Source organism: Sphingomonas sp. Leaf30 (assembly GCF_001422525.1).
Classification (GTDB): domain Bacteria; phylum Pseudomonadota; class Alphaproteobacteria; order Sphingomonadales; family Sphingomonadaceae; genus Sphingomonas; species Sphingomonas aerolata.
This window is the reverse complement of sequence record NZ_LMKZ01000018.1, coordinates 1,003,506-1,026,415: the sequence shown is the minus strand read 5'-3', so window position 1 is coordinate 1,026,415 and position 22,910 is coordinate 1,003,506. Positions and strand designations below refer to the sequence as shown.

Sequence of the window (22,910 nt, the reverse complement as noted above, 5' to 3'; positions counted from 1 at the left end):
CGCGCCGAACGGGGAATGGGGCGGATGTACGATCAACTGGCCGAGAGCGTCATGCTCGAGAGCGACAATGGTGACGTGCGCGCGATCCTCGAAAAGGTCGCGGCGCTGACCGGCATGGGGTTCGTCGCGGTCGCGCGTGTCACCGACACGCGCTGGATCGCCTGCCAGGTGCTCGACCAGATCGATTTCGGCATGTCGCCGGGGGACGAGCTGCGGATATCGACGACGATCTGCGACGACATCCGCCAGTCGGGCAAGGCCGTCGTCATCGACGACGTGTCGACGAACGATCGCTGGCTGACGCACCCCGCGCCGTCGCTCTATGGCTTCAAAAGCTATGTCTCCTTCCCGATCACGCTCGCCGACGGATCGTTCTACGGCACGCTGTGCGCGATCGATCCGCGCCCGCGCCAGCTGAGCGGGCGCGAGACCGCCGCGGCGCTGGCGGGGTTCGCCGCGGAAGTTGGCGCGGTGCTGTCGCGGAGCGTGCCCGCGGGCTGAGCAGGCCGGATCACCGAAGACCGAGCCAGCGTCGCGCCGCCGTCCAGTCGCGCAGCACCAGCCGCTCGACGACCAGCACCAGCAGCATCGACACGCCGAACAGCGGCAGTGCGAGACCCAGCAGGATCAGCAGCACCACGAACCCCGCCGCAACGCGCGGTCGCGGCCGCGCGGGCGGTGCGCCGAGCGTGTCGGCGGGCCGACGCCGCCACCACAGCACCACGCTGCTGACCGACACCAGCGCCAGCCCGATCGCGGTCAGCAGCCCGAGCAGCTGGTTCGCCCAGCCGAACAGCTGTCCCTCATGCGCGGCGACGCCGTAACCGACGATCCGGTCGATCAGCCGGCGCTGCGCGAAATCCTTGCGCGTCAGGATCGCGCCCGTAGCGCCGTCGAGCGTCAGCTCGGTGCGCAGCGGCCGGTTCGCGGCATCGGACTTCGCGGTCCAGGGCTGGCCCATGCCCGTCGGCGGCGCGATCAGGACCGGCGGCGCGAGCGCGAGCGGGCGCAGTGTCGCGATCAGCCGGTCGAGCGGCACGTCCGAGACCGCGGGGTGCGCCATCGTCATCCCGCCATGTTCGGCATGAGCGCCCACCATCGCGCGGGTGCCGGCATCGGCGGCACCGCGCGCGCGAAGTTCCGCGGCCTGCCCCGCCGACCAGTCCTGCCTGACCACCCGCCCCTCGGCGACCGTCCGGATCGCCTTCAGGTAACTTCCCCAGCTCGCGGCCCAGGGCAGGCCCGATATGAGCAGTGCGAGTGCGAAGACCGATACCCAGAGCCCGGTGACGCCGTGCAGGTCGCGCCAGAACCGCCGCCCGCCCGCGCGCAGCCGCGGATAGACCACCCCCGCCAGCCCGCTGCCGCGCGGCCACCACAGGACCAGCCCCGACAGGATCATGACGATCGCCCAGGACGCGGCGAGCTCGACCAGATAGGAGCCGGGCGTGCCGATCAGCAATTCGCCGTGGAGGCGGAAGATGATCCGCATCAGCCGGCTGTCCTCGTCGACCGTGTGGAGGATCGCCAATGTGTGCGGATGGACATAGACGCGCGTCTCGGTGGTGCCGGCGCCGACGATCACCTGCACTGCCTCGTCGGGACGCTCGGGCAGTTGATAGCGGTGGAGCACCGATCCCGGCACCGCGCGCACCGCCGCCTCGGCCTGACGCGCCGCCGACGCGCGTGCGCCGTCCAGCGGGAGATGCGTATAGGGCCGATCGATCAGCGCCTCGATCTGCGGGCGGAACAGATAGATCGAGCCGGTGACCGACAGCCACAGCACGAACGGAAGGCAGAACAGCCCGGCATAGAAATGCCAGCGCCAGATCGTCGGATAGCCCGGCCAGCCACGGCCGGGACCGGGTCCGCCCGAACGTGCGGCGGCGGCAGAATGTGGAGTGGTCGCACGCATCAGAACCGCGCCTTCACGCCGGCATAGACGGTGCGCGGGACACCGGCATAGATCGACCCGGTCGCCGTCCGCAGCACCGCTTCCGGATTCTGCTGCCCGGTCGCCGCGTTCAGGCTGTTCGCGATCACCGAGGCCGAGCCGACATAGGTCGTGTCGAACAGGTTCTGCACCGAGGCGAACAGCCGCAATCTCGACCACACCCCCTCCCCCTTTAGCGGATCATAATGGAGGTTGAGATTGGCGAGCGTATAGCCCGCCACGCTGAGCAGATTGCCGTTGTCGATCGCATAGCGATCGCGGTGGGTCAGTTCGACGAACCCGCCCAGCCCCGCCACCGCGCCACCCGGCTGGTCATAGCCGAGCCGGACGTTGACGAAGGTCGGGATGACCCCGGGGATGCGGTTACCTGCGCGGTCGAACGTCGCCGACACCGCGCCCGACGTCAGCCGCTCGACGAATTCAATATAGTGATGGTCGTTATAGCTGTAGCTCGCATCGATCCGCGCGCCTGGCAGCAGCGCGGGCAGCGGCGTCCAGCTGAGCCCGAGCTCGACGCCGCGGTGGACCGAGCGTGGCGCGTTGGTGGTATAGGCGAGCAGGTTGACGCCCGCCGACTGGCTGACCTGTTCGTTGCGGAACCATTCGTAATAGCCCGTTACCTCCGCCTTCAGATTGGTCCCGAGCGCGACTTCGGCGCCGAGGTCGATCCCGGTGTTGCGCTGGGTCTTCAGCGTGACGTTGTTGCCCGGCACCCCCGCCGCGGTCACGAACAATGCGCCTGCCTGCGGGATGCCATAGCCGGTGCCGACGCGCGCATGCAGGCGGACCGCGTCGATCGCCTGCCAGACGAGCGAAGCCTCGGGCGCGACGTTCCAGAAATGGCGCTCGGCGGGGATCACGCTCAGCACCGGGTTCGCGCCGAGCGGATAGGCATAGCCGGTCTGGGTGACACCGATGATCGATCGCTCCGCGCCGATGCCGGCGATGAACTGGAGCCGCGACGTCAGGCTCAGCTCCTCGCGGGCGCGCGCGCCCAGGTTGCGGACGTCGCCGAATACCGTCTGCGTCGGCGCGCCGATCCCGTCGCGGCCCGCGGGCGTCTTGTTGAAGCTGTAGCTCTGGTTATCGAGGTAATTGTAGAACACGCCGACGAAGCTGGTCGCCGCCATCCCGAACAGCGTGCCGCGATGCGTGACGTCGCTGGTGATGTTGTAGCTGTCGAGCGTGCCCTTGAACGGCGTCGCGCTGGTCGGCTGGTTGACGACGCGGCTGTCGAACGTCGCCTGCGTCCGCCACGTCGCGGTCGTGCTCAGGTCATGTTCGTAGCGGGTGCCGATGATCGTCCGGCGATCGTTGCGCGCGAGGTCGGCCTCGGCCGCGGTCTGTGCGATCCGCGCGCCGTTGACGCCGTTGGCGAGCACCGAGATCGTCCCGCAGCCCGGCGCTGCGCCGACCCGCGTCGCGCAGCCGCGCTGATAGGGATTGGCGCGATACTGGTCGAGCGAGAGCCGCGTCGACAGCGCGAATTCGCCCTCGTTGTAGATGATCTTCGCGGTCAGCCGGTCGCGGTCCGAAATGGCGTAGGTCGCCAGCGCGTTGATCGTGCCCGTCTCGTAGCCGGTATGCCCGGTCGACCCGTTCGCGCGGACGAAACTGCCGAACAGCGCATAGTCGAAATCCGCGCCGGCATCGCCGATCGTCGCATAGACATTGGCATAGCCGTCGCTGCCCGTGTCGATGCCGATCTCGGCGCCGTCGATGTCGCGGCCGCGTCGGGTGCGGAAATGGACCGCGCCGCCGATCGCGTAATTGCCATAGCGTGCGGAGGACGGCCCGCGGACCACGTCGACCGCGCCGTAAGCATGCGGATCGGTCAGGTCGAACCGCGCCAGCCCGTCGGGCTGGGTGACGGGGAAGTCATCCTCGAACACCTGGATGTTGCGCGCGCCGAAGCTGTTGCGCGCGTTCGAGCCGCGGATCGACACGCCGACATCGCGCGGGCCGTTGCCCTGGATGACGACGACGCCGGGCGACAGCTTGACGATGTCGGCGATCGTCGTCGCGGGGGTGTTGCGGAACGCGGCGTCGTCGATCGTCGTGACGGTCTGCCCGGTCACGCGCGTCGTCAGCGACAGCGCGTTGCCGGTGACGATGATATCGTCGCCGGCGATCGCCACGGCGGCGGTACGCCGCGGCGCCTCCGCCGGGCGGCTCGGTTCGTCGAGGCGGCGCAGTTCGGCATCGATCGCGGCACGATCGCGCAGCAGCGCCGCGCGCCGGGCTGCGATATCGGCATCCTGGGTGGAAGGTAGAGGCGCAGCCGCGATCGGCGCGGCACAGGCGATCGCGGAGATCGCCGCCATGAGATGGCATCGGGACATGGGAATTCCTGGTCGGACGCGGCCGGGTCCCGTCGGGACCGGGTCGTATAGGGGTCGCGGGCAGCCGCCACCGGCCCGCACTTCGGCGGACAGGGCCGGCATCGCATCGGGTCACCACGCGGCCCGTTCGGGGCATCGCGCCGGCAACCGCTCAACCGCGGACCGGGGGACCTCGCAAGGGGGGGCGCAGAAACTCGGGGGCGCGGGCGACGACGGGGGTCGCGACGCGGAAGACGGTGGCGACGACGAACGCGATTGCCAGCGCGAGCAGCACCGGATCGGCCGCGGCAAGCCCCGCCGTCGTCAGGCCGGAAAAGGCGCAGGGCATCTCGCGGCCCGCATGCTGCGTTTTGTCGGAGTCATGCGTCATGCCCGGCATCGCCGCATGGACAGGTACCGGCGTCGCGGCCGAGACGGGCCCCGCCCCGGCACATAACTGGATCGTGAGAACGCCGTTCGCCACCACCGGCATAAACCCGCCGGGGACGAGGATCTTCATCGCCAGCGCGACCACGACCAGCCATGCGGCAAGCGCAGGATGATCGCGGAGCAGGCGGCGAAGCGGTGTCACGCGCCTGTCCTAGCGAGTCGGCACGGATCTGTCGCCGGTCGTCGCGCGGGTCGGGCCATCCGCCTGTCCCGCCGCTGGACTCCCTGCTTCCCGCGGCTCGGCGATCCGCGCGCAGACGCCGCCGGGCGGCGCGGCGCCTGTCCAGCTGAGCCGGTAGCGGACGAGCAGCCCGTCGTGATCGGACAGCTTCGGGCTGCCCGGCGCGCCATCGAACATCGCGCGAACCGCGACCGGCACGATCCGCACGCGCGTACCCTGCGCGAAGAACTGGAGATCCTGCGTGTCGAGCCACGGCGCGTCGCCGTCCCAGGACAGTGACACCGCACAGGCCGCGCGCGCCTGGCAATATTCGTGCACCAGCCCGAACGGGTGATGCAGGCGGAAATCGTCGAGCCGCGCGGGCGAGCGGCGCATGTTGAAATCGCCGCCCAGGATCATCGGCCGCGACGGGGTGCGGCGCGCGGCGAGAAACGCCTCGAGCTCGCGGGTCTGCGCGCGGTGCGCGGCGCGGTGCCGCGCGGGCGCGACCTTCGACGCCTTGCGCGCATTCATGTGCGTGTTGGTGATGTCGATTCCTTCGGGAACGCCGGGCACCGCGAGTGTCGCCAGCACCACGCCCTTGTTCGACAGACAGTCGAACCCTGCACAGGCCCGCCGCGAATAGGGATCGCGCGCAACGCCGGTGATCGCGAAGCGGCTGGCGATGACCAGTCCCGAACTCATCAGCCGCACGCCCAGCTCGCCCTTGGCCAGCTTGGCACGCCCGGGCAGCCGGTCGTCCTGCGAATAGACGCTGCGCCGCGTCCGTGACGGTCCGCTCGCGAGCGACGGATAGCCGGTGGCGACCACCCCGCGCACCGCCGTGCGCGAGAAGACCTCCTGGAACAGCACCACGTCGGGCGCGGTCCCGGCCGCGCGCAGATCGCGCAGGGTCTGCCCGATCGCCGCGAGATCGCGCCCGCGCCCCGACCGCGCGGGCCATTGCAGCCCCTCGATATTATAGGTCAGCACGTCGATCGTGGTGCTGCGTTCGCCCGATGCCGAGACCTGGATCGCAGGCGGCCCGCGGCCATCGCCGACGTCGACGCCGCCACAGGGCAGCGTCCGGAACCGCGGCAAGCTGCCGCATCCTGCGAGGCCGAGCGTGAGCGCGACCCCCAGCAGGATGCGGCCTGAAATCACCTACCAGCTCAGCCCGGCGCGGGCGTAGAGATAGCGGCCGTTGAAGCCGAACGGCGAATAATAGGGAAAGCCGATCACGCCGGTCGTGTTGTTCTGCGTGATGGTCGCATCGGGATAGACGTCGAACAGGTTGCTGACGCCCAGCCCGAGCTGCGCCCCCCTGGTCGCCTGATAGCGCAGTTCGACATCGGTGATGACGTGCTTGCCGCTGTGCACGTCCGCGGCGGGCGTCGTCCCCGGCTGGTTGACGTCGCCATAATAGGTGACGCGGGCGAGCGCGCCGAGCTGGTCGAGCGACCAGTCGATCGAGCCGGTGACCTTCTCGCCCGGCGTGCCGTCCTCCAGCGTCAGGATCCGGCTGCGCGCGAACAGCGTCGGTGCGGGATCGAGCGTCGAGGTCGAGGTCGGGACGCGGGTCACCTTGCCGTCGTTGATGTTGCCCGCCACCGTCAGGTCGAAATTGCCCGCCGCCACGGTCCGCACGCGGTAATGCGCGACCGCGTCGATGCCCCTGGTGGTCGAGGCGAGCCCGTTGATGAAGAACCGCGCTGCCGTTGCACCCGATCCGGCAAGCAGCCCGGCGATCTGCGCGTTGACCGCGGGGGACTGGGTCGTCGACGTGGTGATGTTTTCCGACAGTCCGATCTGGTTGCGGATGTGGATGCGATAGGCGTCGACGGTCAGGTCGAACCCGCCGAACCGCAGCACGGTCCCGAGCGACAGGTTGGTTGATTTCTCGGGCTCGAGCGGCAGCCCGCCGAGCCGCGCCGCGACCGGGCTGACCGAGGGGAAGGTGCCGGTCTGGATCGGCGCGCCATTCTGGATCACGGTCGAGATCGAGGTGAAATATTGCTGTTGCAGTGCCGGCGCGCGGAAGCCGGTCGAGGCCGTGCCGCGCACCGCGATCCACGGTGCGACGTCATAGCGTGCGGAGATCTTGCCGGTCCCGGTCGAGCCGAAGTCCGAATAATCCTCGCCGCGCCCCGCCAGCCCGATCAGCAGCGCATCGGTCACCTGCGCCTCGAGATCGAGATAGGCGCTGAAGTTGCGGCGATTGCGGTCGACGACATTGTCGGTCGAGAAGCCGCCAAAGCCCTGCGCCCCCACCGCCGCGCCCGCGACCGCGCCCGTCACGGGCGTGGTGTAGGACGCGCGTTCGCCCGCCTGGATCTCGAAACTCTCGCGCCGCGCCTCGAGCCCGAAGGCGACGTTGAGCCCCTGCAGCACGTCGAGCTTGCGGTTGACGTCGAGCCCGGCGACCAGCTGGCCATAGATCAGCGCGCCGTCGGAAAAGTCCTGCGGCGTCGCGGCGCCATAGGCATAGTTGGCGGAATTGAGCGTGCGGAAGCCGATCTTGTTGCGGCCATAGCTGACGTTCAGGTCGACGCTCCAGTCCGCGACCTCGCCCTTGATCCCGACCGCCGAATTGATGTCGCGCGACTTGGTGTTGATCAGCGGCAGGAAACCGTCGGGATAGCCGGCCAGCGCGGTCGTCGCGCTCGCCAGCCGCGGGAAGGCCGCGCTGCGCGTGTCGCGGTCCTGATAGCCGAACCAGCCATAGAGGCCCCAGCTGCCCGTCAGCGTCGTGCCGGCATTGGCGAAGACGCTATATTGCTCGACCTGCGGATCACCGAAGCGTCCGGTGACGCGGGTCGGAGTGACGCGCGGATCGAAATCGGCGCGGTTGGTCGCCTGGCGGTTCAGATATTCGCCCGACAGCGTCAGGAACCCGTCCTCGCCAAAGCCCAGCCCCTGCCAGCCCGAGACCGTCACGGCATGCTCGCCGGTCGTGCTGCGGCTGCCGCGCGCGGTATCGATGTCGGTGTTGTAGAAGCCGTAATTGACCGTCGCGCCGCCGCCCGAACGGGCTTCGCGCAGCCGCAGGTTGACGACGCCCGCGATCGCATCCGACCCATATTGCGCCGATGCACCGTCACGCAGCACCTCGATCCGGTCGAGCGCGACGGTCGGGATGGTGTTCAGATCGACCGCCGCCGAACCGCGGCCGACCGAACCGCCGATGTTGAGCAGCGCCGCGGTATGCCCGCGCACGCCGTTGATCAGCACCAGCGTCTGATCGGGCGACAGGCCGCGCAGCGTCGCGGGGCGGATCGCATCGGTGCCGTCGACCGCGGACGCCCGCGGGAAGTCGATCGACGGGGCGATCGCCGACAGCGCGGCGCCGAGCTCGGTCGTGCCCTGGCGCTGGAGCGACGCGCTGCTCAGCACGTCGACCGGCGACACGCTGTCGAGCCGCGACCGGCCGACCGCGCGCGTCCCCGTGACGATGATCTCGTCCTGCGCGACCGGCGCTGCGCCGTCAGGCTCCGCGGCGGCGGGTGCATCCTGCACGGTCTCCGCAGGCGCAGGCGCGACCTGCGCGTCGGCCTGCGCCGCGGCGAAGGCGAGGGTAGAGGCGGCCAGCGCCAGCGCGGTACGATAGGCAGTCATGTCGAAGTCCCTGTTGGCGATCGTTCTGTGACGATCTTTCGCGTGCACGAAGATGCACAACGCATTCACCCGGCCCGATAGGTCCCAAGCGACTGTGCGATAAGTGAAAAGAATGCGCGACCGGATGCGCGGGCTGCAACGGGGCATCACGGCCGCGACATCGAACCGTCACCGTAACGACGCGGCCACGTCACGGATCTGGTTAATGGATCCCCCCGAGGCTGCGCGGTCGCGGCCAAGGGGACGCTTCATGAACCATCTCTCCACCTTGCTCACGGGCGTCGCCACGGTCACGCTCGGGATCGGCCTTGCGGTCACGGCACCCGCCGCCGCGCAGACCGCGGGCGATCCCGCGACGCTACCGGTCGCGACGCCCGCCGCCGACGCGCCGCCGGGTGACGAGATCGTGGTGCTCGGCTTTGGCGAGAGCCGCCAGGTGCAGAGCGTGACCGCCGCCGATCTCTCGCGGCTGACGCCGGGGTCGAGCCCCTTGAAGGCGATCGAGAAGCTGCCGGGCGTCAATTTCCAGGCCGCCGATCCGTTCGGCGCCTATGAATGGGCGGTCCGGATCTCGCTGCGCGGGTTCAACCAGAACCAGCTTGGCTTCACGCTCGACGGCGTGCCGCTCGGCGACATGAGCTATGGCAACGTCAACGGCCTGCACATCAGCCGCGCGATCATTTCGGAAAACGTCGCGCGGACCGACGTGGCGCAGGGCGCAGGCGCGCTCGGCACCGCTTCGACCAGCAATCTTGGCGGTACGATCGAGTTCTTCAGCGACAAACCGCGCGACACGCTGAACGTCACCGGCGGCGGCACCTATGGCTCGAACGACACCTATCGCGGCTTCGCGCGGATCGACAGCGGCGATCTCGGCGGCGGGCTGAAGGGCTATCTGAGCTACGGCTTTCTCACCACCGACAAGTGGAAGGGCGCGGGCGTCCAGCGCCAGCACCAGGCGAACGGCAAGATCGTCAAGGATCTGGGCAGCCTCGGCAGCCTGTCGGCGTTCCTCAACTTCTCCGACCGGAGGGAGCAGGATTACCAGGATCTGAGCTACGACATCATCCGCCGCCGTGGGCTCGGCAACGACAACATCGCCGACAATTATCCGCTCGCGCTGCAGATTGCGAAAGTCGCGCAGAACCAGGCGGCAGCAGCGGCCGGCGCGGCGCAGCCCTGGGCGGGCGTCGGCACCGCGTTTCCCGCCGGGATCGGCACCGTCGACGACGTCTATTTCGACGCCGCGGGCGTCCGTCGCGATTATCTGGGCGGGGTGACGTTCGACGCCAACCTCACCCCCGGGCTGACGCTCAGGACCACCGGCTATTATCACGACAACAAGGGCCAGGGATCGTGGATCACGCCCTATTCGCCGACCCCGGCCGGCGCCGCCAATGCCGATGGCACGCCGATCGCCGCCGCCAGCCCGCTCGGCTTCCGCACCACCGAATATGCGATCAAGCGCGGCGGGGCACTCAGCAACCTGGCCTATGAAACGGGCGCGAACACGCTCGAACTCGGCGGCTGGTATGAAAGCAATAGCTTCACCCAGGCACGCCGCTTCTACAGCATGACCGATACCGCGACGCCGAACCGCGACGTGCTGAAGTTCCAGGACAATCCCTATGCGACGCAGTGGGACGGCAAATACACCACCGACACGATCCAGTATCATGTCGGCGACACGCTCCGCCTCGCCGACGACCGGCTGACCCTCAATGCCGGGTGGAAGGGCTTCACCGTCACCAACCGTGCGATCATGCTGCCCGCGACGACCTCGCCGCTCGCGGTCGGGCGGATCTCCGCCAAGGACTGGTTCCAGCCGCAGGCCGGGCTGCTGTTCAAGCTCGCGCCGGGCACCGAGCTGTTCGCGGACTATAAGGAAAACGTCCGCGCCTATGTCTCCTCGGCGACGACCGGGCCGTTCTCGACCACGCAGGCCGGGTTCAACGCGATCCGCGAGCGGCTGAAGCCCGAACGGTCGAAGACCGCGGAGGGCGGGCTGCGCTTCCGCCAGGGCCCGGTTCAGGCCTCGGCGGTCGGCTATTATATCGACTTCTCGAACCGGCTGCTCGGCTTTGCCAATGGCGCGGGGATCATCGGCAACCCGGCGACGCTCAACAATGTCGGCAGCGTCCGGACCTATGGCGCGGAGGTCGCGCTGACCTACCGGGTGTTCACCCCGCTGTCGCTGTTCGCGAGCTATTCGTACAACAACTCACAATATGCCGACGACGTACTCGACGCGCGCGGCGCCGTGCTGGTCGCGACCGACGGCAAGACCGCGGTCGACAGCCCCGAACACATGGTCAAGGGCGAGATCGTGTTCGAACAGTCGGGCGTCACCGCACGCGTCGGCGCGGACTATATGAGCAAGCGCTACTTCACCTATCTGAACGACCAGTCGGTGCCGGGCCGCGTGCTCGTCGACGCGAGCATCGGCTACCGCTTCGAGGGGGACGGCCCGCTTCACGGCGTGTCGATCGAGGGCAGCGTCACCAACCTGACCGACAAGGGCTATATCTCGACGATCGGCTCGAACGGCTTCACCGCGAGCGGCGACAACCAGACGCTGCTGGCCGGTGCACCGCGCCAGGTGTTCGTGTCGCTGAAGAAGGGGTTCTGACGCACGGGCCGGATCGGGACTTGGGCGCCCCGATCCGGCCTTTGCCATCAGAACGCCGCGGACAGCCCCGCGAACGCGGTCACGCTGTCGCGGTCGTCGCGCAGCGCATAGCCCGCGACGCCCGCGCGCAGCGACAGCGCGCCCGCGACCTGTCCGTCGACCCCCATCGCATAGCTCATATAATTGCGATCGGCGCGTTCGACGCTGCTGGTGAAGCGGATCGGCGCGCCGGTCGGGGTCATCGTCAGGGTGCGGGGATCGTCGTCGAACTCGCGCTCATAGCCTGCCCGCACGAACACGCGGACCGGCTCGCCCGGCAGCGACCGCACGACCGCGCCGAACCGGCCGGTCAGGCTCTCGATCTGCTGCCGCCCGAACGCCGCCGCGGTCGACAGCCCGCCCGCCTCGGCATAGCCCGCCAGCCGGACGCGGTCATATTGCACGGCCAGATCGGGCCCGAAGGCGAGACCCCCGGTGCTGACCAGGTCGAGCGCGCCCGTGATCCGGCCCGCGACGTAACTGCCGTCGGTTTCGCCGTCATGCGTGCGGATCGTCGGCCCGAGCTGCACGCTGCGCTGAATCTGGCGATAGTCGATCTCGCCATAGCTGCCGTCCGCCAGCAGCCGGACCGGCCCCAGCTCGCCGCGCGCATAGCCGCTCGCGGACCAGGCGCGCGGCTTGTAGCGTCCCGCGCCGTTCTGGAAATCGCCCGTCCCGTCCGAATAGGCGCCCGCGATCCCGACGCCCGAGGCCGCGCCGATCGCGAGGTCCGCGCCCAGCGTCCCGCTGAAGCCCCGCTCGGTGATGCCGACGCGCTGCGCCGAGTTGCCACTCGCGTAATAATGATAGGCCGCCCCGCCGAACACCGACAGCGCGCGACCGTCACGCTGCGACCCGCCGCGTTCGGGCCCCTCGAGCAGATCACGTTGCGCGCGGAACATCGCCTGCGCGGCATAGCCGAGCCCCGCGATCTGCTCGGGCGCCTGGACGAGGCTGGCGATCGCCTGCCCCTGGATCCGCTGCGTGATGCCCGCGGGGTGGACGCTGTCGGCGAGGATATAGGTCTCGTTCGCATTGGGCGTGACCAGGGTCGCGCGCGTGCAGGCGAGCGACGAGGGCACGGTGCAGGCGACCCCGGTGGTGTTGGTGTAGCCATAGGTCGCCGGGCTCGTCACCAGTTCGTTGAACAGCCGGTCGGTATCGAAATACAGCGCGTTGACGTTCGCCGCCGCGAGCGCTGCCGCATAGGTCCGGTTGAACAGCGCGAGCCCCGCCGCGCCGCCGGTCTGCACCGCGAGCGTCACGATCCGCTGCGCGCCTGCGCTTTGCAGCCGGCTGACCTGCGTGGCGAGCTCGGTCGCGGCGGTGGTCAGGATCGCATTGTTGGTGCCGCCCCCGGCCAGGAACGCGAAATAGTCGTTGCCGCCGCCCTGCACATAGACGAGGTCGCGCGGCCCGAACGTGCCACCCGCGCCGAGGAAGTTGGTGATCTGCGTCGTGATCGGAATCGATAGCGCGTTCGCCGCGGTCACGCGCGCACCGCCGACCGCATAGTTGGTCCCGCCCTGGCCATAGACCGGGGTCAGCGGCAGCCCGAGCCGCGCCGCGACAACTTCGGGGGCGACCGGATCGGGGTTGGTCGTGAAACTGCCCGCGTCGCGCGGCAGCCGCGGGTCGAGCGTCAGATAATAGCCCCCGTCGGCCAGGCTGTCGCCGAACACGACCATGCGGTTGACCGGTGCGGCGGCGGCGGTCGCACCACTCGCGGTCTGGGCCACTGCGGGGGATGCGATCGCCAGGGTCGTGCCCAGCATCGCCGCGACGGCGGACGTCGTTTTCATAGATCCTCTCCTGTGCGGCAAGGGGTCGTTGCCCCCTGCTCTGGCACTGTCGTGGATCTGTCACATTGTGACGTCAAGCCGTCTCGCGCGGGGTATCAGCCGTCGAGCTGTGCGCGGGTCGTCGCGCCGACGCGCATCCCGGTCACGCTGACCACGAGCGTCTCCATCTGCGCCTCGACGAACCCCGCGGCAAGAAACGCGCGGATCTCGGTCATCGGCAGCGCGAAGCCGCGCCGCCACGCATAGACCGCCATCCGCCGCAACGCCTCGAGCCGCGGATCGGCGAGCTGCGACCGGCTGCCCAGCCCGAACAGTCCGCCCATCGCGCGCGACACCGCGCCGGGGCTGGCAAGACTGCGCAGCGTGTCGCGCTTGGCGAGCGCGATGACGCTCCATTCGAGCGCGGAAAAGCCCGCCGTCTCGTCGGCCGCGTCGCCAGCGAGATCGACCACCAGATCGGCGGCCAGATCCGCGGCGAGGTTCGCGGCCGGATTTACCGGCGCGGCGGCTGCAACTCGCGCGGTGTTGCGTGTGCCACAGGGTGCGGCGAAATGCGTGTCGAGGTCGAGATAGGCCATGAATATCCCCTTTCGGATCGGGCAGCACCGGACCTGCGTCGATGGAGGGTCCATCGGCACGGCATGGGGCAGCGCGGGTGCGGTCGTGGTGACAGTGTCGTTCCGACGTCGGAGCAACCTTCGATACCGAGCGGTATACAAACCGATCGACCCGAACGTCAACAGCCTTCTGTACCGGTCGGTAGTTTTTTATGCGTCGGGGTTCCCCGCCGCCCCGCCGAGAGAAATCTACTGAGCGACATCAATTTCCCGGGTGGCTGACGACGAGCCGTCGCTGTGTTGCGACGAACCGCCCGGCGCCCACCGGCTCCCCGCCAGACTGACGCGTTGGGACAGCATCATTGGACAGGAGAACGGACATGTCGCAGTCCCCTACCGACCATACCGACGACGCGCCCCCGACGACCTGGAAGAAGGGCGACCCGATCGCCGCCGAGGGCCTGCCGACCACGACCGGGGACAGCATCGTCGGCCGCACGGTGACGATCAATCGCCCGGCGGCCGAGCTGTTCGCCTATTTCCGCGACTTCACCAACCTGCCGCGCTTCATGGAGAATGTCGTGTCGATCACCCCGATCGACGCCACGCGGTCGCACTGGGTGGTCAAGGCGCCAGCGGGTCGCACGGTCGAATGGGACGCGGTCGTGACCGACGAGACGCCCGACCGGGTGATCGCCTGGACCTCCGAACCCGGCGCCGATGTCGCGAACAGCGGCCGGGTCGAGTTCCGCGACGCCGGCGCGCGCGGCACCATCGTCACCGCGACGATCGTCTATGATCCGCCCGCCGGCATCGTCGGCAAGATTGTCGCCAAGATGTTCCAGCGCGAACCCGCGATCCAGGCGCGTCGCGACCTGCGCCGGTTCAAGCAACTGACGGAGACGGGCGAGATCGCGACCGGCTCCTTCACCCGCAAACAGCATGACGAGGAGTTCGCCTGATGCGCGCATTGGCATGGCATGGCCGCCACGACGTCCGCGTCGACACGGTCGACGATCCCGAGATCCTCAACCCGCGCGACTGCATCATCAAGGTGACGTCGACCGCGATCTGCGGCTCCGACCTGCATCTCTATGACGGCTATATCCCGACGATGCAGGCGGGCGACATTCTCGGCCACGAATTCATGGGCGAGGTCGTCGAGACCGGTCCCAAGTCGACGCTGAAGAAGGGGCAGCGCGTCGTTGTGCCGTTCACGATCGCGTGCGGCAGCTGCTATCACTGCGGCAAGCATCAATATTCGGCCTGCGACAACGGGCTGCCCGCGGACAATCAGGACATCGCGCAGGAGCTGTACGGCCAGCCGATGAGCGGTCTGTTCGGCTATAGCCACATGACCGGCGGCTATGCGGGCGGCCAGGCGGAATATGTCCGCGTGCCGTTCAGCGATGTCGGCCCGATCGTCATCCCCGACGGTATCGAGGACGACAAGGTGCTGTTCCTCTCCGACATCCTGCCGACCGGCTGGCAGGCGGCGGAGAATGCGCAGATCGAGCCCGGCGACACCGTCGCGGTCTGGGGCTGCGGCCCGGTCGGGCTGTTCGCGGTGCAGTCGGCGTTCCTGATGGGCGCCGAGCGCGTCATCGCGATCGACCATTTCCCCAAGCGCCTCGCGCTCGCCAAACGGTTCGGTGCGGAGACGATCAACTTCGAGGAAAGCGCGGTCTATGAGGCGCTGATGGCGATGACCGGCGGGATCGGTCCCGATGCGGTGATCGACAGCGTCGGGCTGGAGGCGCACGGCTTCTTCGTCGACAACGTCATCGACCAGATCAAGAAGTCGACCTTCCTCGGCACCGACCGCGCACACGCGATCCGCCAGGCCATCATCGCCTGCCGCAAGGGCGGCCGCGTCTCGATGCCCGCGGTCTATGGCGGGCTCGTCGACAAATTCCCGCTCGGCGCGTTCATGGAGAAGGGGCTGACGCTCAAGACCGGCCAGACGCACGTCCAGCATTACATGCCCGCGCTGCTCAACGCGATCCTCGAGGAGAAGATCGACACGACCTTCCTCATCTCGCACCGCATGGATCTCGAGGAGGCGCCGCAGGGCTACAAGATGTTCCACGACGATCAGAACGAAGTGACCAAGGTCGTGCTCAAGCCCGGCTTCAACTGAGAGGATATCGACCCATGGCTACAGCATCACCACACGGCAAATTCGCGGTCATCACCGGCGCCTCGACGGGCATCGGCTTCGAACTCGCGACGATCGCGGCGCAGGACGGCTACGACATCCTCGTCGTCGCGGACGAGGCGCTGATCGAGGCGGCGGCGGCCGACTTTCGCCAGTTCGGGACCACGGTAACGGCGCTCGAGGCCGACCTGTCGACCACCGACGGCGTCGACGCGCTGCTCGCGGCGACCAACGGGCGCCAGATCGACATATTGTGCGCCAACGCCGGCCGCGGGCTGGGACACGGTTTCCTCGACCAGAGCGTCGCCGACTGGCGCGCGGTGATCGACACCAACATCACGGGCACGCTGTATCTCGTACAGAAGGTGCTGCCCGCGATGGTCGCGCGCAACGACGGCAAGCTGCTCGTGACCGGGTCGGTTGCGGGCTATATCCCCGGCGCGTTCCAGGCGGTGTATAACGGGTCGAAGGCGTTCATCGACAGCTTCACCGAAGCGCTCCGCAACGAGATCAAGGATGCGGACGGCGTCACGCTGACCACGCTGATGCCGGGGCCGGTCGACACCGAATTCTTCGACCGCGCCGACATGAACGACACCGATGTCGGCACTGATCCCAACAAGCGCTCGCCCGCCGATGTCGCGCGCGATGGCTGGGACGCGCTGATGGCGGGCAAGGGCTCGGTGTTCTCGGGCTGGATGACCAAGCTGCAGGGCGTGATCGCCAATGTCGTACCCGGCTCGGTCCTCGCCGAGCAGCATCGCAAGATGGCCGAACCCGGCAGCGCGAAGGACTGATCGCCACCTGACAGAACGCGGCGGGCTTCGGTCAGCCGCGTCGTTTGCCACGATAAAGATCGGCATGGTAGGTCGGCGACACAGTCAGGAGCCCCTATCGTGCCCGATCAGCCGCCATCGTCCGACACCGTCCCCCCGCCGCTCCCGCTCGACGAGCAGCTCTGTTTCTCGCTCTACGCCGCGACGATCGCGATCAACCGCGCGTACAAGCCGATGCTCGACCGGCTCGGCATCACCTATCCGCAGTTCCTCGTGCTCCAGACGCTGCACGAGGCGGAGGATGGCCGGACGATCGGCGCGATCGCCGAACGGCTCGCGCTCGAACCCAGCACGATCACGCCGCTCGCCAAACGGCTGGAGGCCGCGGGGCTGGTCACGCGCCTGCGCAACCCGGCGGACGAGCGGCAGATGCATGTCCGCCTCACCCCGGCGGGCCGGACCTGCTGGGCGGGTACCGGCTGCCTCGGGCCGATGATCGTCGACCGCAGCGGGATGACACCCGACCGGCTGCGCGCGCTCAACGCCGAGGTCACCGCGCTGCGCCGCGCGCTCGGCGATCCGGATAGCGCAGGACGCTAGCTGGCGCCGCCGCCGGACCTGCCGACGTGCAATACCGACGATGCTTTCCCATATAGGTCAGGCACCTGACACGATCGGGGCACGAACGGAGACGAAGCATGGCAGGCGGCTGGACGCGCGATGGCGCGGTGCAGGATCAGATCGACGATACCGTGATGGATGCGGTGATGGCGGCGCGTGCGCGGATGCCGGTCGGCGAGAGCGAGGAACAGTGCATCGCTTGCGGCGACGACATTCCGGAAGGCCGGCGCCAGGCCGTGCCGGGCGTACGGACGTGCATCGCCTGCCAGAGCGGTCGCGATCGGCCCGCGGCCTCGCTGTTCAACCGGCGCGGCAGCAAGGACAGCCAGCTTCGCTGATGCGGAGGGTGTTGGGGGATCGCGTGCCGCTTGGGTCGGCGCTAGAGGTGACGCCATGCTGACGACGACCGCGCTGCAACCGCTGGCCCATGACCTTGACGAGACCGCGCCCGATTTCGTCGTGATCGACGTCGAGACAGCCTGCGCGCGCGTCAGCAGCATCTGTCAGGTCGGGATCGTCGGCTTCCGGAACGGTGCCGAGGTCTTCGCCTATGAGACGCTGGTCGATCCGCGCGACGAGTTCCACGCGTTCAACACGCGGATCCACGGCATCGCCGCGCATCATGTCGTCGGCCAGCCGAGCTTCGCGGACATCCATGCGACGGTGACCGCGCATCTGTCGGGGCGAACGACGGTCGCACACTCCTACTTCGACAAGGGCGCGCTCGCCGCCGCGTGCCGCGTGCACGATCGCCCGGCGATCGAGACGACCTGGCTCGACAGCGTGCGCGTCGCCAAGCGTGCCTGGCCCGATCTGGCGAACCACAAGCTCGGGCAGCTCGCGCGCTATCTCGGGATCGAGCATCGCCACCACGACGCGCTGAGCGATGCGCGCGCGGCGGGCTGGGTGATCGTCAAGGCGATCGACCATACCGGCCTGACGCTCGCCGACTGGCTCGCCCCGCCGCGCGTCGCCGGCCCCTCCCCCGCCGCGGCGCTCGACGGGCCCCTGCGCGGCGAACGGATCGCGCTGCTCGGCCAGCCGCGCGACGGGCCGCTCGCGCACCGTGTCGCCGCGCTCGGCGCGCGGGTGATGACCTCGGTCGGCGCGACGACGACGATCCTGCTCGTCGCCGGCCCCGACCCGCAGGCGCGCGCGTTGCGGACGCATCCCACCCGGTTGAAGGCGGAGGCCTATCGCCGCGACGGTGGCGCTATCCGGATCCTGGGCGAGGCCGACCTGGACGCGCTGCTTCACCGGGTCTGACGTCGGGACGTGCCGGGGATCGGGTAAAGCTTCCGACATCGGATGCGGCTGTTTGCCCGGCTCGGCCGTTGGGGGCGCGAACATCAGGAGTTTGACTATGAAGGCCATGACGCTGCGATCGCCCGCGGGGCTCGACATGCTGCAGAGCGAAGACCGTGCGGATCCGGGCGTGCCGGGCGCGGGAATGATCCGTGTCGCGCTGCACGGCAGTTCGCTCAACTACCATGATCTGGGCGTCGTCACCGGCCGGATGCCGACCGAGGACGGGCGCATCCCGCTGTCCGACGGCGCAGGCGTGGTCGAGAGCATCGGCGACGGCGTGACCGAATTCGCGGTCGGCGATCAGGTCGTGTCGTGCTTCTTCCCCGACTGGCAGACCGGCACGCCGACGATCGGGAATTTCTCGCGGACGCCCGGCGACGGCATCGACGGCTTCGCTCAGGCGCATGTCGTCCTGCCCGCGACCGCGTTCACGCACACGCCCAAGGGCTATGACGCGGTCGAGGCGGCGACGATCACCACCGCCGGGCTGACCGCGTGGCGCGCGCTCGTCGTCGACGGCAAGCTGAAGGCGGGCGACACCGTGCTGCTGCTCGGCACCGGCGGCGTCTCGATCTGGGCGTTGCAGATCGCCAAGGCGATGGGAGCGCGGGTCGCGATCACCTCGTCATCGGATGAGAAGCTCGACCGTGCGCGCGCGCTCGGCGCCGACTTCACGCTCAACTATCGCGACGAGTCCGACTGGGGGCGCAAGGTCGTCGACTGGACCGGCGGGCGCGGCGTCGATCATGTCGTGGAGGTCGGCGGCCCGGGCACGCTGGCGCAGTCGATCACCGCGGTCCGTGTCGGCGGGCACATCTCGCTGATCGGCGTGCTGACCGGTAACAGCGGCGAGGTCCCGACCGCCGCGCTGATGGGCAAGCAGGCGCGGCTCCAAGGCCTGATCGTCGGCAGTCGTCAGGAACAGCAGGACTTCGTCCGCGCGATCGATGCGACCGGGATCAAGCCGGTGGTCGACCGCCGCTTCCCGCTCGACCATCTCGCCGAGGCGTTCGCGCTGCAGGAGAGCGGCGCGCATTTCGGCAAGATCGGCATCGAATGGTAAGCGCAGCGATTGGGTAATTACCCCCGGCGCGGCGGGATCGCTGCCGCGCCGGTTCGCCGCGGCGGGCGGTAGTCGAGCGCGCCGTGGTCCGCGCTCGGATACCGGACCTTGGACGGCCGCCCCTCCCCGCGCATCCGCCGATCCGCCTCGTCCCAGCCGGGCAGGTTCGCGGTCTCGGTGGTCCAGTGGGCGATGCTCGCCTCGTCACACCAGTGCATCAGCTTCGGCATCGCCTTCAGATGCGACCCGTCGGTAATATAGCGCTTCATGTCCGCGGCATCGCGCCAGACCGTCATCGTCCAGAAGGTCAGTGCACGGTCGCGCAGGATGGCCCCGGTAAGATACCCGTCGGCACGCCGCACCTGCGCGGTGGTCCTGAGCGCATCGAGCGCGAACAGCGGCACGAACCGCAGCGCGCGCAACCGAAGCCGGGTGATGCTGACAAAGGCCATGCGCGACACCTACGCCTGCCCGCATCGCCCAGCAACTGCGCGATCGGGCCTGCGCGGCGGAGCGATGCGCGTGCTGGTTCGTTCGACCCGCATATCCCCCCCTAAACTCCACGCAGGACACGAGATTATGAGCGATCCCCGCAGCAGCGCCCCCACGTCCTTTCCGAACGAACCGCAGCAGCCGAGCCCCGGTCTCGAGGTCGAGATGCGCAACAAGCCCGATCACGGCGAGGACAGCTATGTCGGCAAGGGGCTGCTGAAAGACCGCGTCGCGCTGATCACCGGCGGCGATTCGGGCATCGGTCGCGCGGTCGCGATCGCCTATGCGCGCGAAGGCGCCGACGTCGCGATCTCCTATCTCGCCGAGGAACAGGCCGATGCCGACGAGACCAAGGCCTGGGTTGAGAAGGCCGGCCGCCGCTGCATCCAGCTGCCCGGCGACATTCGCGACCGCGATCACTGCGCGGCGCTGGTCGAGCGGACCGTCGCGGATCTCGGCAAGCTCGACATCCTCGTCAACAACGCCGCCGCGCAGACGACCAACGAAGGGCTCGACGGGATCGACGACGACGAGATGCAGGATGCGTTCTCTGCCAATGTCTTCGCGATGATCCGCCTCGCCAAGGCCGCGGTGCCGCACATGAAGCCGGGCGCCGCGATCGTGAATTCGACCAGCGTGCAGGCGAAGATCGCGACAGAGAACATGATCGTCTATTCGACCACCAAGGGCGCGATCGCGAGCCTGACGATCGGACTGTCCAACCTGCTCGCCCCCAAGGGCATCCGCGTCAACTGCGTCGCGCCCGGCCCCGTCTGCACGCCGATCCAGCCGATCGCCAAGGGCGGCGACGAGCTCGAGACGCTCGGCCAGAACACGCCGCTCGGCCGCGCGGGCCAGCCGGGCGAGCTCGCCCCGGCCTATGTCCTGCTCGCCTCCGACGAGGGCAGCTACATGTCGGGCGCGCTGCTGCCGGTGACGGGCGGCATGCCGATGCTGTGAGCGTCCGCCCCGCGCTGCACTTTGTCGGGTTTCACGGCGACGAATACAGCGCCGCGCTGCGCATCTTCGGCCCGCCGGATTTCATCCATATCGGATGGGACCGGTGGGCCCGGCAGGAGGTGATGCCGGGCGACATCGCCGTCTTCGCGCGCGGCACCGCCGACGACGAACCGTCATTCTACAGCGTCCCCGATCTTCGCGAGCGCTGACGCTGCTCCCCCGATTTCTCCAGAACAAAGATCCTTCCATGTCAGACCCCAGCGTCACGACCGACTATTCCGCGCGCGATTCGCGGATCGCGATCAACACCTTCACGACGGTGCTGCGCCGTCCGCAGGTCCCGCATGAGGTCTTCGCGACCTATTGGCGCGACGTGCACGGACCGCTCTGCTCGCGCGTTCCGGGGCTTGGCTGGTACGTCCAGATGCATCTCGATCGCGCGCAGGACGCGCATCTCTGGCCGGCGATCGACGGGATCGCGCCGTTCGACGACTATGTGCTCGATGGCGGGGTCGAAATCGGCTTTGCCAGCGCTGCGGATCAAGAGATTTTCAACGCCGCCTGCCCGATCCTGTTCGCCGACGAACAGAACATGTTCGCCGCGACCGTCGCCTATGCGCTGCCGCAGGGGTCGCGGACGCTGGTCGATCGGATCGCCAACCCGGTGCCCAATGGCGGGGAGAGCATCGACCGGCTGCACGTCCATTTCGGGATCGGCGACACCGATGCCGCCGGGTTTGCGGACTTCATGACGCAGTTCGCCGAGACGCTCGCCGCCGACCCCGCGGTGCTGAAGCTGCGGCTGCATCTGCCCGAGCGCTACGACAATGCGGACCCCGCGCCGCCCGCGCCCGACGTCGCGCACACCGTGCCCCCCGAGCGTGAACAGGTCGCGATCCTCGAATTCGCTTTCGAGACACCGATGACCCGCCGCCGCTTCTTCGCCTCGGACCGCTTCACCGCCACGATCGACGGACAAAAGGCACATATCGGCCATGTCGCGGCGTTCGCGGTCAGCGGCGTCTACACCTATGTCCGTGACGGCGAACTGACCGTCGCGGGCCTCCGCGGCAGCCGTCCCGCGCAGCTGATCGAGCGGCTGGGCGCCGCCAACCAGGTACAGGACGACGTCCGCAAGCTGCTGCTGACCGGGGCGCTCTGACCCCGCTCAATCAGTGCGCCAGAAAGACGGGGATCGGGCTGCTGGTCAGCATGGTCCGCGTCACCCCGCCGAACAGCGCCTCGGTAAAGCGCAGATGCCCGAACCCGCCCATCACGACATAGCCATATTGCCCGCTCGCGGCGGCGGCGAGCAGCTGTTTGGGCGCGCCGCCGGGCTGGACCTCGATCCGGCGGATGACGGGGTGGATGTCGTAGCGCGACAGATAGGTGGCGGCGTCCTCGATCGGCGACGCCATCGCCCCGTCGTCGACCGAGAACAGCGTGACCTGGTCGGCGAGCCTGAGCATCGGCACCGCCGCGCGCAGCGCCGCCGCGGCGCAGGGCGACCCGTCCCACGCGACCAGTGCGGTCGCCAGGTCGATCCCCCTGGACTCGCCCGGCACCGCGAGCACCGGCTTGCCCGACTTGACGATCAGCTCGCTCGCAGTGCGGCGCATGTCGATCACCGACGGGTTTTCGAGCCGGCGGTTGAGGACGATGACGTCGGCGAGCGCCGCGGCGCGGACGATGCACGCCGCCGCCTCCCCGGTCGCATCGACCCAGTTCCACGCGACATCCTCGCGCGCGAACCGAGCCTCTAGCGTCACCTTGTTGGCACGCTCGCGCGTAGTTTCGTCGGCCAGCACCGCCGCCATCGCATAGCCGGCCTCGCTATAGTCGTTGCCCAGGATCGGCGGGATATAGGTCACGTCGAGACAGGTGATATGCCCCGTGAGCGCACGCCCGAGATCGAGCGCGGCCTGGAGCCGGGCCTCCTGGCCCTCGTCGTCATGCGCCAGCACCAGAATGTTTTTCATCGGACGCCTTTCGGGTTGGATACAGC

Annotated in this window: 21 protein-coding genes; 12 read left to right on the top strand and 9 right to left on the bottom strand. The window is 68.8% G+C overall.

All coding sequences use genetic code 11. The annotated features are described in order from the left end of the window. Positions 1 to 24 precede the first annotated feature (24 nt). Positions 25 to 501 (top strand): GAF domain-containing protein, encoded by a 477-nt coding sequence (locus tag ASE89_RS18560; protein WP_056680602.1) that lies wholly within the window; start codon positions 25 to 27, stop codon positions 499 to 501. Between the two features lie 10 nt (positions 502 to 511). On the opposite strand, the gene ASE89_RS18555 is transcribed toward ASE89_RS18560, so the two are convergent. The 5 genes from ASE89_RS18555 to ASE89_RS18535 form a co-directional block, all read right to left on the bottom strand. Beyond that, positions 512 to 1,915 (bottom strand): PepSY-associated TM helix domain-containing protein, encoded by a 1,404-nt coding sequence (locus ASE89_RS18555; RefSeq protein WP_082451693.1) that lies wholly within the window; start codon positions 1,913 to 1,915, stop codon positions 512 to 514. Further along, positions 1,915 to 4,296, bottom strand: a complete 2,382-nt coding sequence (locus tag ASE89_RS18550; RefSeq protein WP_056680599.1) for a TonB-dependent receptor family protein — start codon at positions 4,294 to 4,296, stop codon at positions 1,915 to 1,917. Before ASE89_RS18550 ends, ASE89_RS18555 begins: the two co-directional genes overlap by 1 nt. Positions 4,297 to 4,447: 151 nt before the next feature. After that, the gene (locus ASE89_RS18545; protein ID WP_056680596.1) at positions 4,448 to 4,867 is read right to left on the bottom strand and encodes a DUF2946 family protein; all 420 of its coding nucleotides are present in this window, start codon (positions 4,865 to 4,867) and stop codon (positions 4,448 to 4,450) included. Positions 4,868 to 4,876: 9 nt separating this feature from the next. Further along, a complete protein-coding gene (locus ASE89_RS18540; RefSeq protein ID WP_156363539.1) occupies positions 4,877 to 6,049 on the bottom strand; it encodes an endonuclease/exonuclease/phosphatase family protein in 1,173 nt (390 codons plus the stop codon). Then, positions 6,050 to 8,500, bottom strand: a complete 2,451-nt coding sequence (locus ASE89_RS18535; RefSeq protein WP_056680589.1) for a TonB-dependent receptor plug domain-containing protein — start codon at positions 8,498 to 8,500, stop codon at positions 6,050 to 6,052. Between the two features lie 250 nt (positions 8,501 to 8,750). Between ASE89_RS18535 and ASE89_RS18530 the strand changes: the two genes are divergently transcribed. Beyond that, a complete protein-coding gene (locus ASE89_RS18530) occupies positions 8,751 to 11,129 on the top strand; it encodes a TonB-dependent receptor (protein ID WP_056680586.1) in 2,379 nt (792 codons plus the stop codon). Between the two features lie 47 nt (positions 11,130 to 11,176). Here ASE89_RS18530 and ASE89_RS18525 read toward each other — a convergent pair whose 3' ends face one another. Both ASE89_RS18525 and ASE89_RS18520 read right to left on the bottom strand, forming a co-directional pair. Further along, the gene (locus ASE89_RS18525) at positions 11,177 to 12,970 is read right to left on the bottom strand and encodes an autotransporter domain-containing protein (protein WP_056680583.1); all 1,794 of its coding nucleotides are present in this window, start codon (positions 12,968 to 12,970) and stop codon (positions 11,177 to 11,179) included. Between the two features lie 95 nt (positions 12,971 to 13,065). Next, positions 13,066 to 13,548 (bottom strand): hypothetical protein, encoded by a 483-nt coding sequence (locus tag ASE89_RS18520; RefSeq protein ID WP_082451691.1) that lies wholly within the window; start codon positions 13,546 to 13,548, stop codon positions 13,066 to 13,068. Between the two features lie 359 nt (positions 13,549 to 13,907). Here ASE89_RS18520 and ASE89_RS18515 point away from each other — a divergent pair, with 359 nt between their 5' ends. The 7 genes from ASE89_RS18515 to ASE89_RS18485 all read left to right on the top strand — a co-directional run bounded on the left by ASE89_RS18515 (position 13,908) and on the right by ASE89_RS18485 (position 19,453). Then, complete coding sequence (locus ASE89_RS18515) at positions 13,908 to 14,489, top strand: SRPBCC family protein (protein WP_056680582.1); 582 nt, start codon at positions 13,908 to 13,910, stop codon at positions 14,487 to 14,489. Then, positions 14,489 to 15,667 (top strand): zinc-dependent alcohol dehydrogenase, encoded by a 1,179-nt coding sequence (locus ASE89_RS18510; protein ID WP_037530290.1) that lies wholly within the window; start codon positions 14,489 to 14,491, stop codon positions 15,665 to 15,667. The genes ASE89_RS18515 and ASE89_RS18510 overlap by 1 nt, the downstream gene beginning before the upstream one ends. Before the next feature lie 14 nt (positions 15,668 to 15,681). Then, positions 15,682 to 16,482: an SDR family NAD(P)-dependent oxidoreductase gene (locus tag ASE89_RS18505; RefSeq protein WP_031395992.1), complete on the top strand. Its 801-nt coding sequence runs from the start codon at positions 15,682 to 15,684 to the stop codon at positions 16,480 to 16,482. 99 nt (positions 16,483 to 16,581) lie between these two features. Continuing rightward, on the top strand, positions 16,582 to 17,061 hold the full coding sequence (locus tag ASE89_RS18500; RefSeq protein ID WP_056680579.1) for a MarR family winged helix-turn-helix transcriptional regulator: 480 nt from the start codon (positions 16,582 to 16,584) through the stop codon (positions 17,059 to 17,061). Between the two features lie 98 nt (positions 17,062 to 17,159). Continuing rightward, complete coding sequence (locus tag ASE89_RS18495; protein WP_031439716.1) at positions 17,160 to 17,420, top strand: DksA/TraR family C4-type zinc finger protein; 261 nt, start codon at positions 17,160 to 17,162, stop codon at positions 17,418 to 17,420. Positions 17,421 to 17,475: 55 nt separating this feature from the next. Further along, positions 17,476 to 18,348 (top strand): exonuclease domain-containing protein, encoded by an 873-nt coding sequence (locus ASE89_RS18490; protein WP_056680575.1) that lies wholly within the window; start codon positions 17,476 to 17,478, stop codon positions 18,346 to 18,348. Positions 18,349 to 18,445: 97 nt separating this feature from the next. Continuing rightward, positions 18,446 to 19,453, top strand: coding sequence for a zinc-dependent alcohol dehydrogenase family protein (locus ASE89_RS18485; RefSeq protein ID WP_056680571.1), 1,008 nt, complete (start codon positions 18,446 to 18,448; stop codon positions 19,451 to 19,453). A gap of 17 nt (positions 19,454 to 19,470) precedes the next feature. Here the strand turns inward: ASE89_RS18485 and ASE89_RS18480 are convergent, their stop codons facing one another. After that, positions 19,471 to 19,905, bottom strand: coding sequence for a DUF3291 domain-containing protein (locus ASE89_RS18480; RefSeq protein ID WP_056680568.1), 435 nt, complete (start codon positions 19,903 to 19,905; stop codon positions 19,471 to 19,473). A 127-nt stretch (positions 19,906 to 20,032) separates the two neighbouring features. Between ASE89_RS18480 and ASE89_RS18475 the strand changes: the two genes are divergently transcribed. From ASE89_RS18475 to ASE89_RS18465, 3 genes are read left to right on the top strand one after another with little or no spacing between them, the layout of a single operon-like run. Next, positions 20,033 to 20,905 (top strand): SDR family oxidoreductase, encoded by an 873-nt coding sequence (locus tag ASE89_RS18475; RefSeq protein WP_056680566.1) that lies wholly within the window; start codon positions 20,033 to 20,035, stop codon positions 20,903 to 20,905. Further along, complete coding sequence (locus tag ASE89_RS18470) at positions 20,902 to 21,114, top strand: hypothetical protein (protein ID WP_056680563.1); 213 nt, start codon at positions 20,902 to 20,904, stop codon at positions 21,112 to 21,114. Before ASE89_RS18475 ends, ASE89_RS18470 begins: the two co-directional genes overlap by 4 nt. Before the next feature lie 38 nt (positions 21,115 to 21,152). Beyond that, entirely contained in the window at positions 21,153 to 22,067 is a 915-nt protein-coding gene (locus tag ASE89_RS18465; protein ID WP_056680560.1) for a hypothetical protein, read from the top strand. 10 nt (positions 22,068 to 22,077) lie between these two features. Here the strand turns inward: ASE89_RS18465 and ASE89_RS18460 are convergent, their stop codons facing one another. Then, a complete protein-coding gene (locus tag ASE89_RS18460; protein WP_056680557.1) occupies positions 22,078 to 22,884 on the bottom strand; it encodes a universal stress protein in 807 nt (268 codons plus the stop codon). Between the last annotated feature and the right edge of the window lie 26 nt (positions 22,885 to 22,910).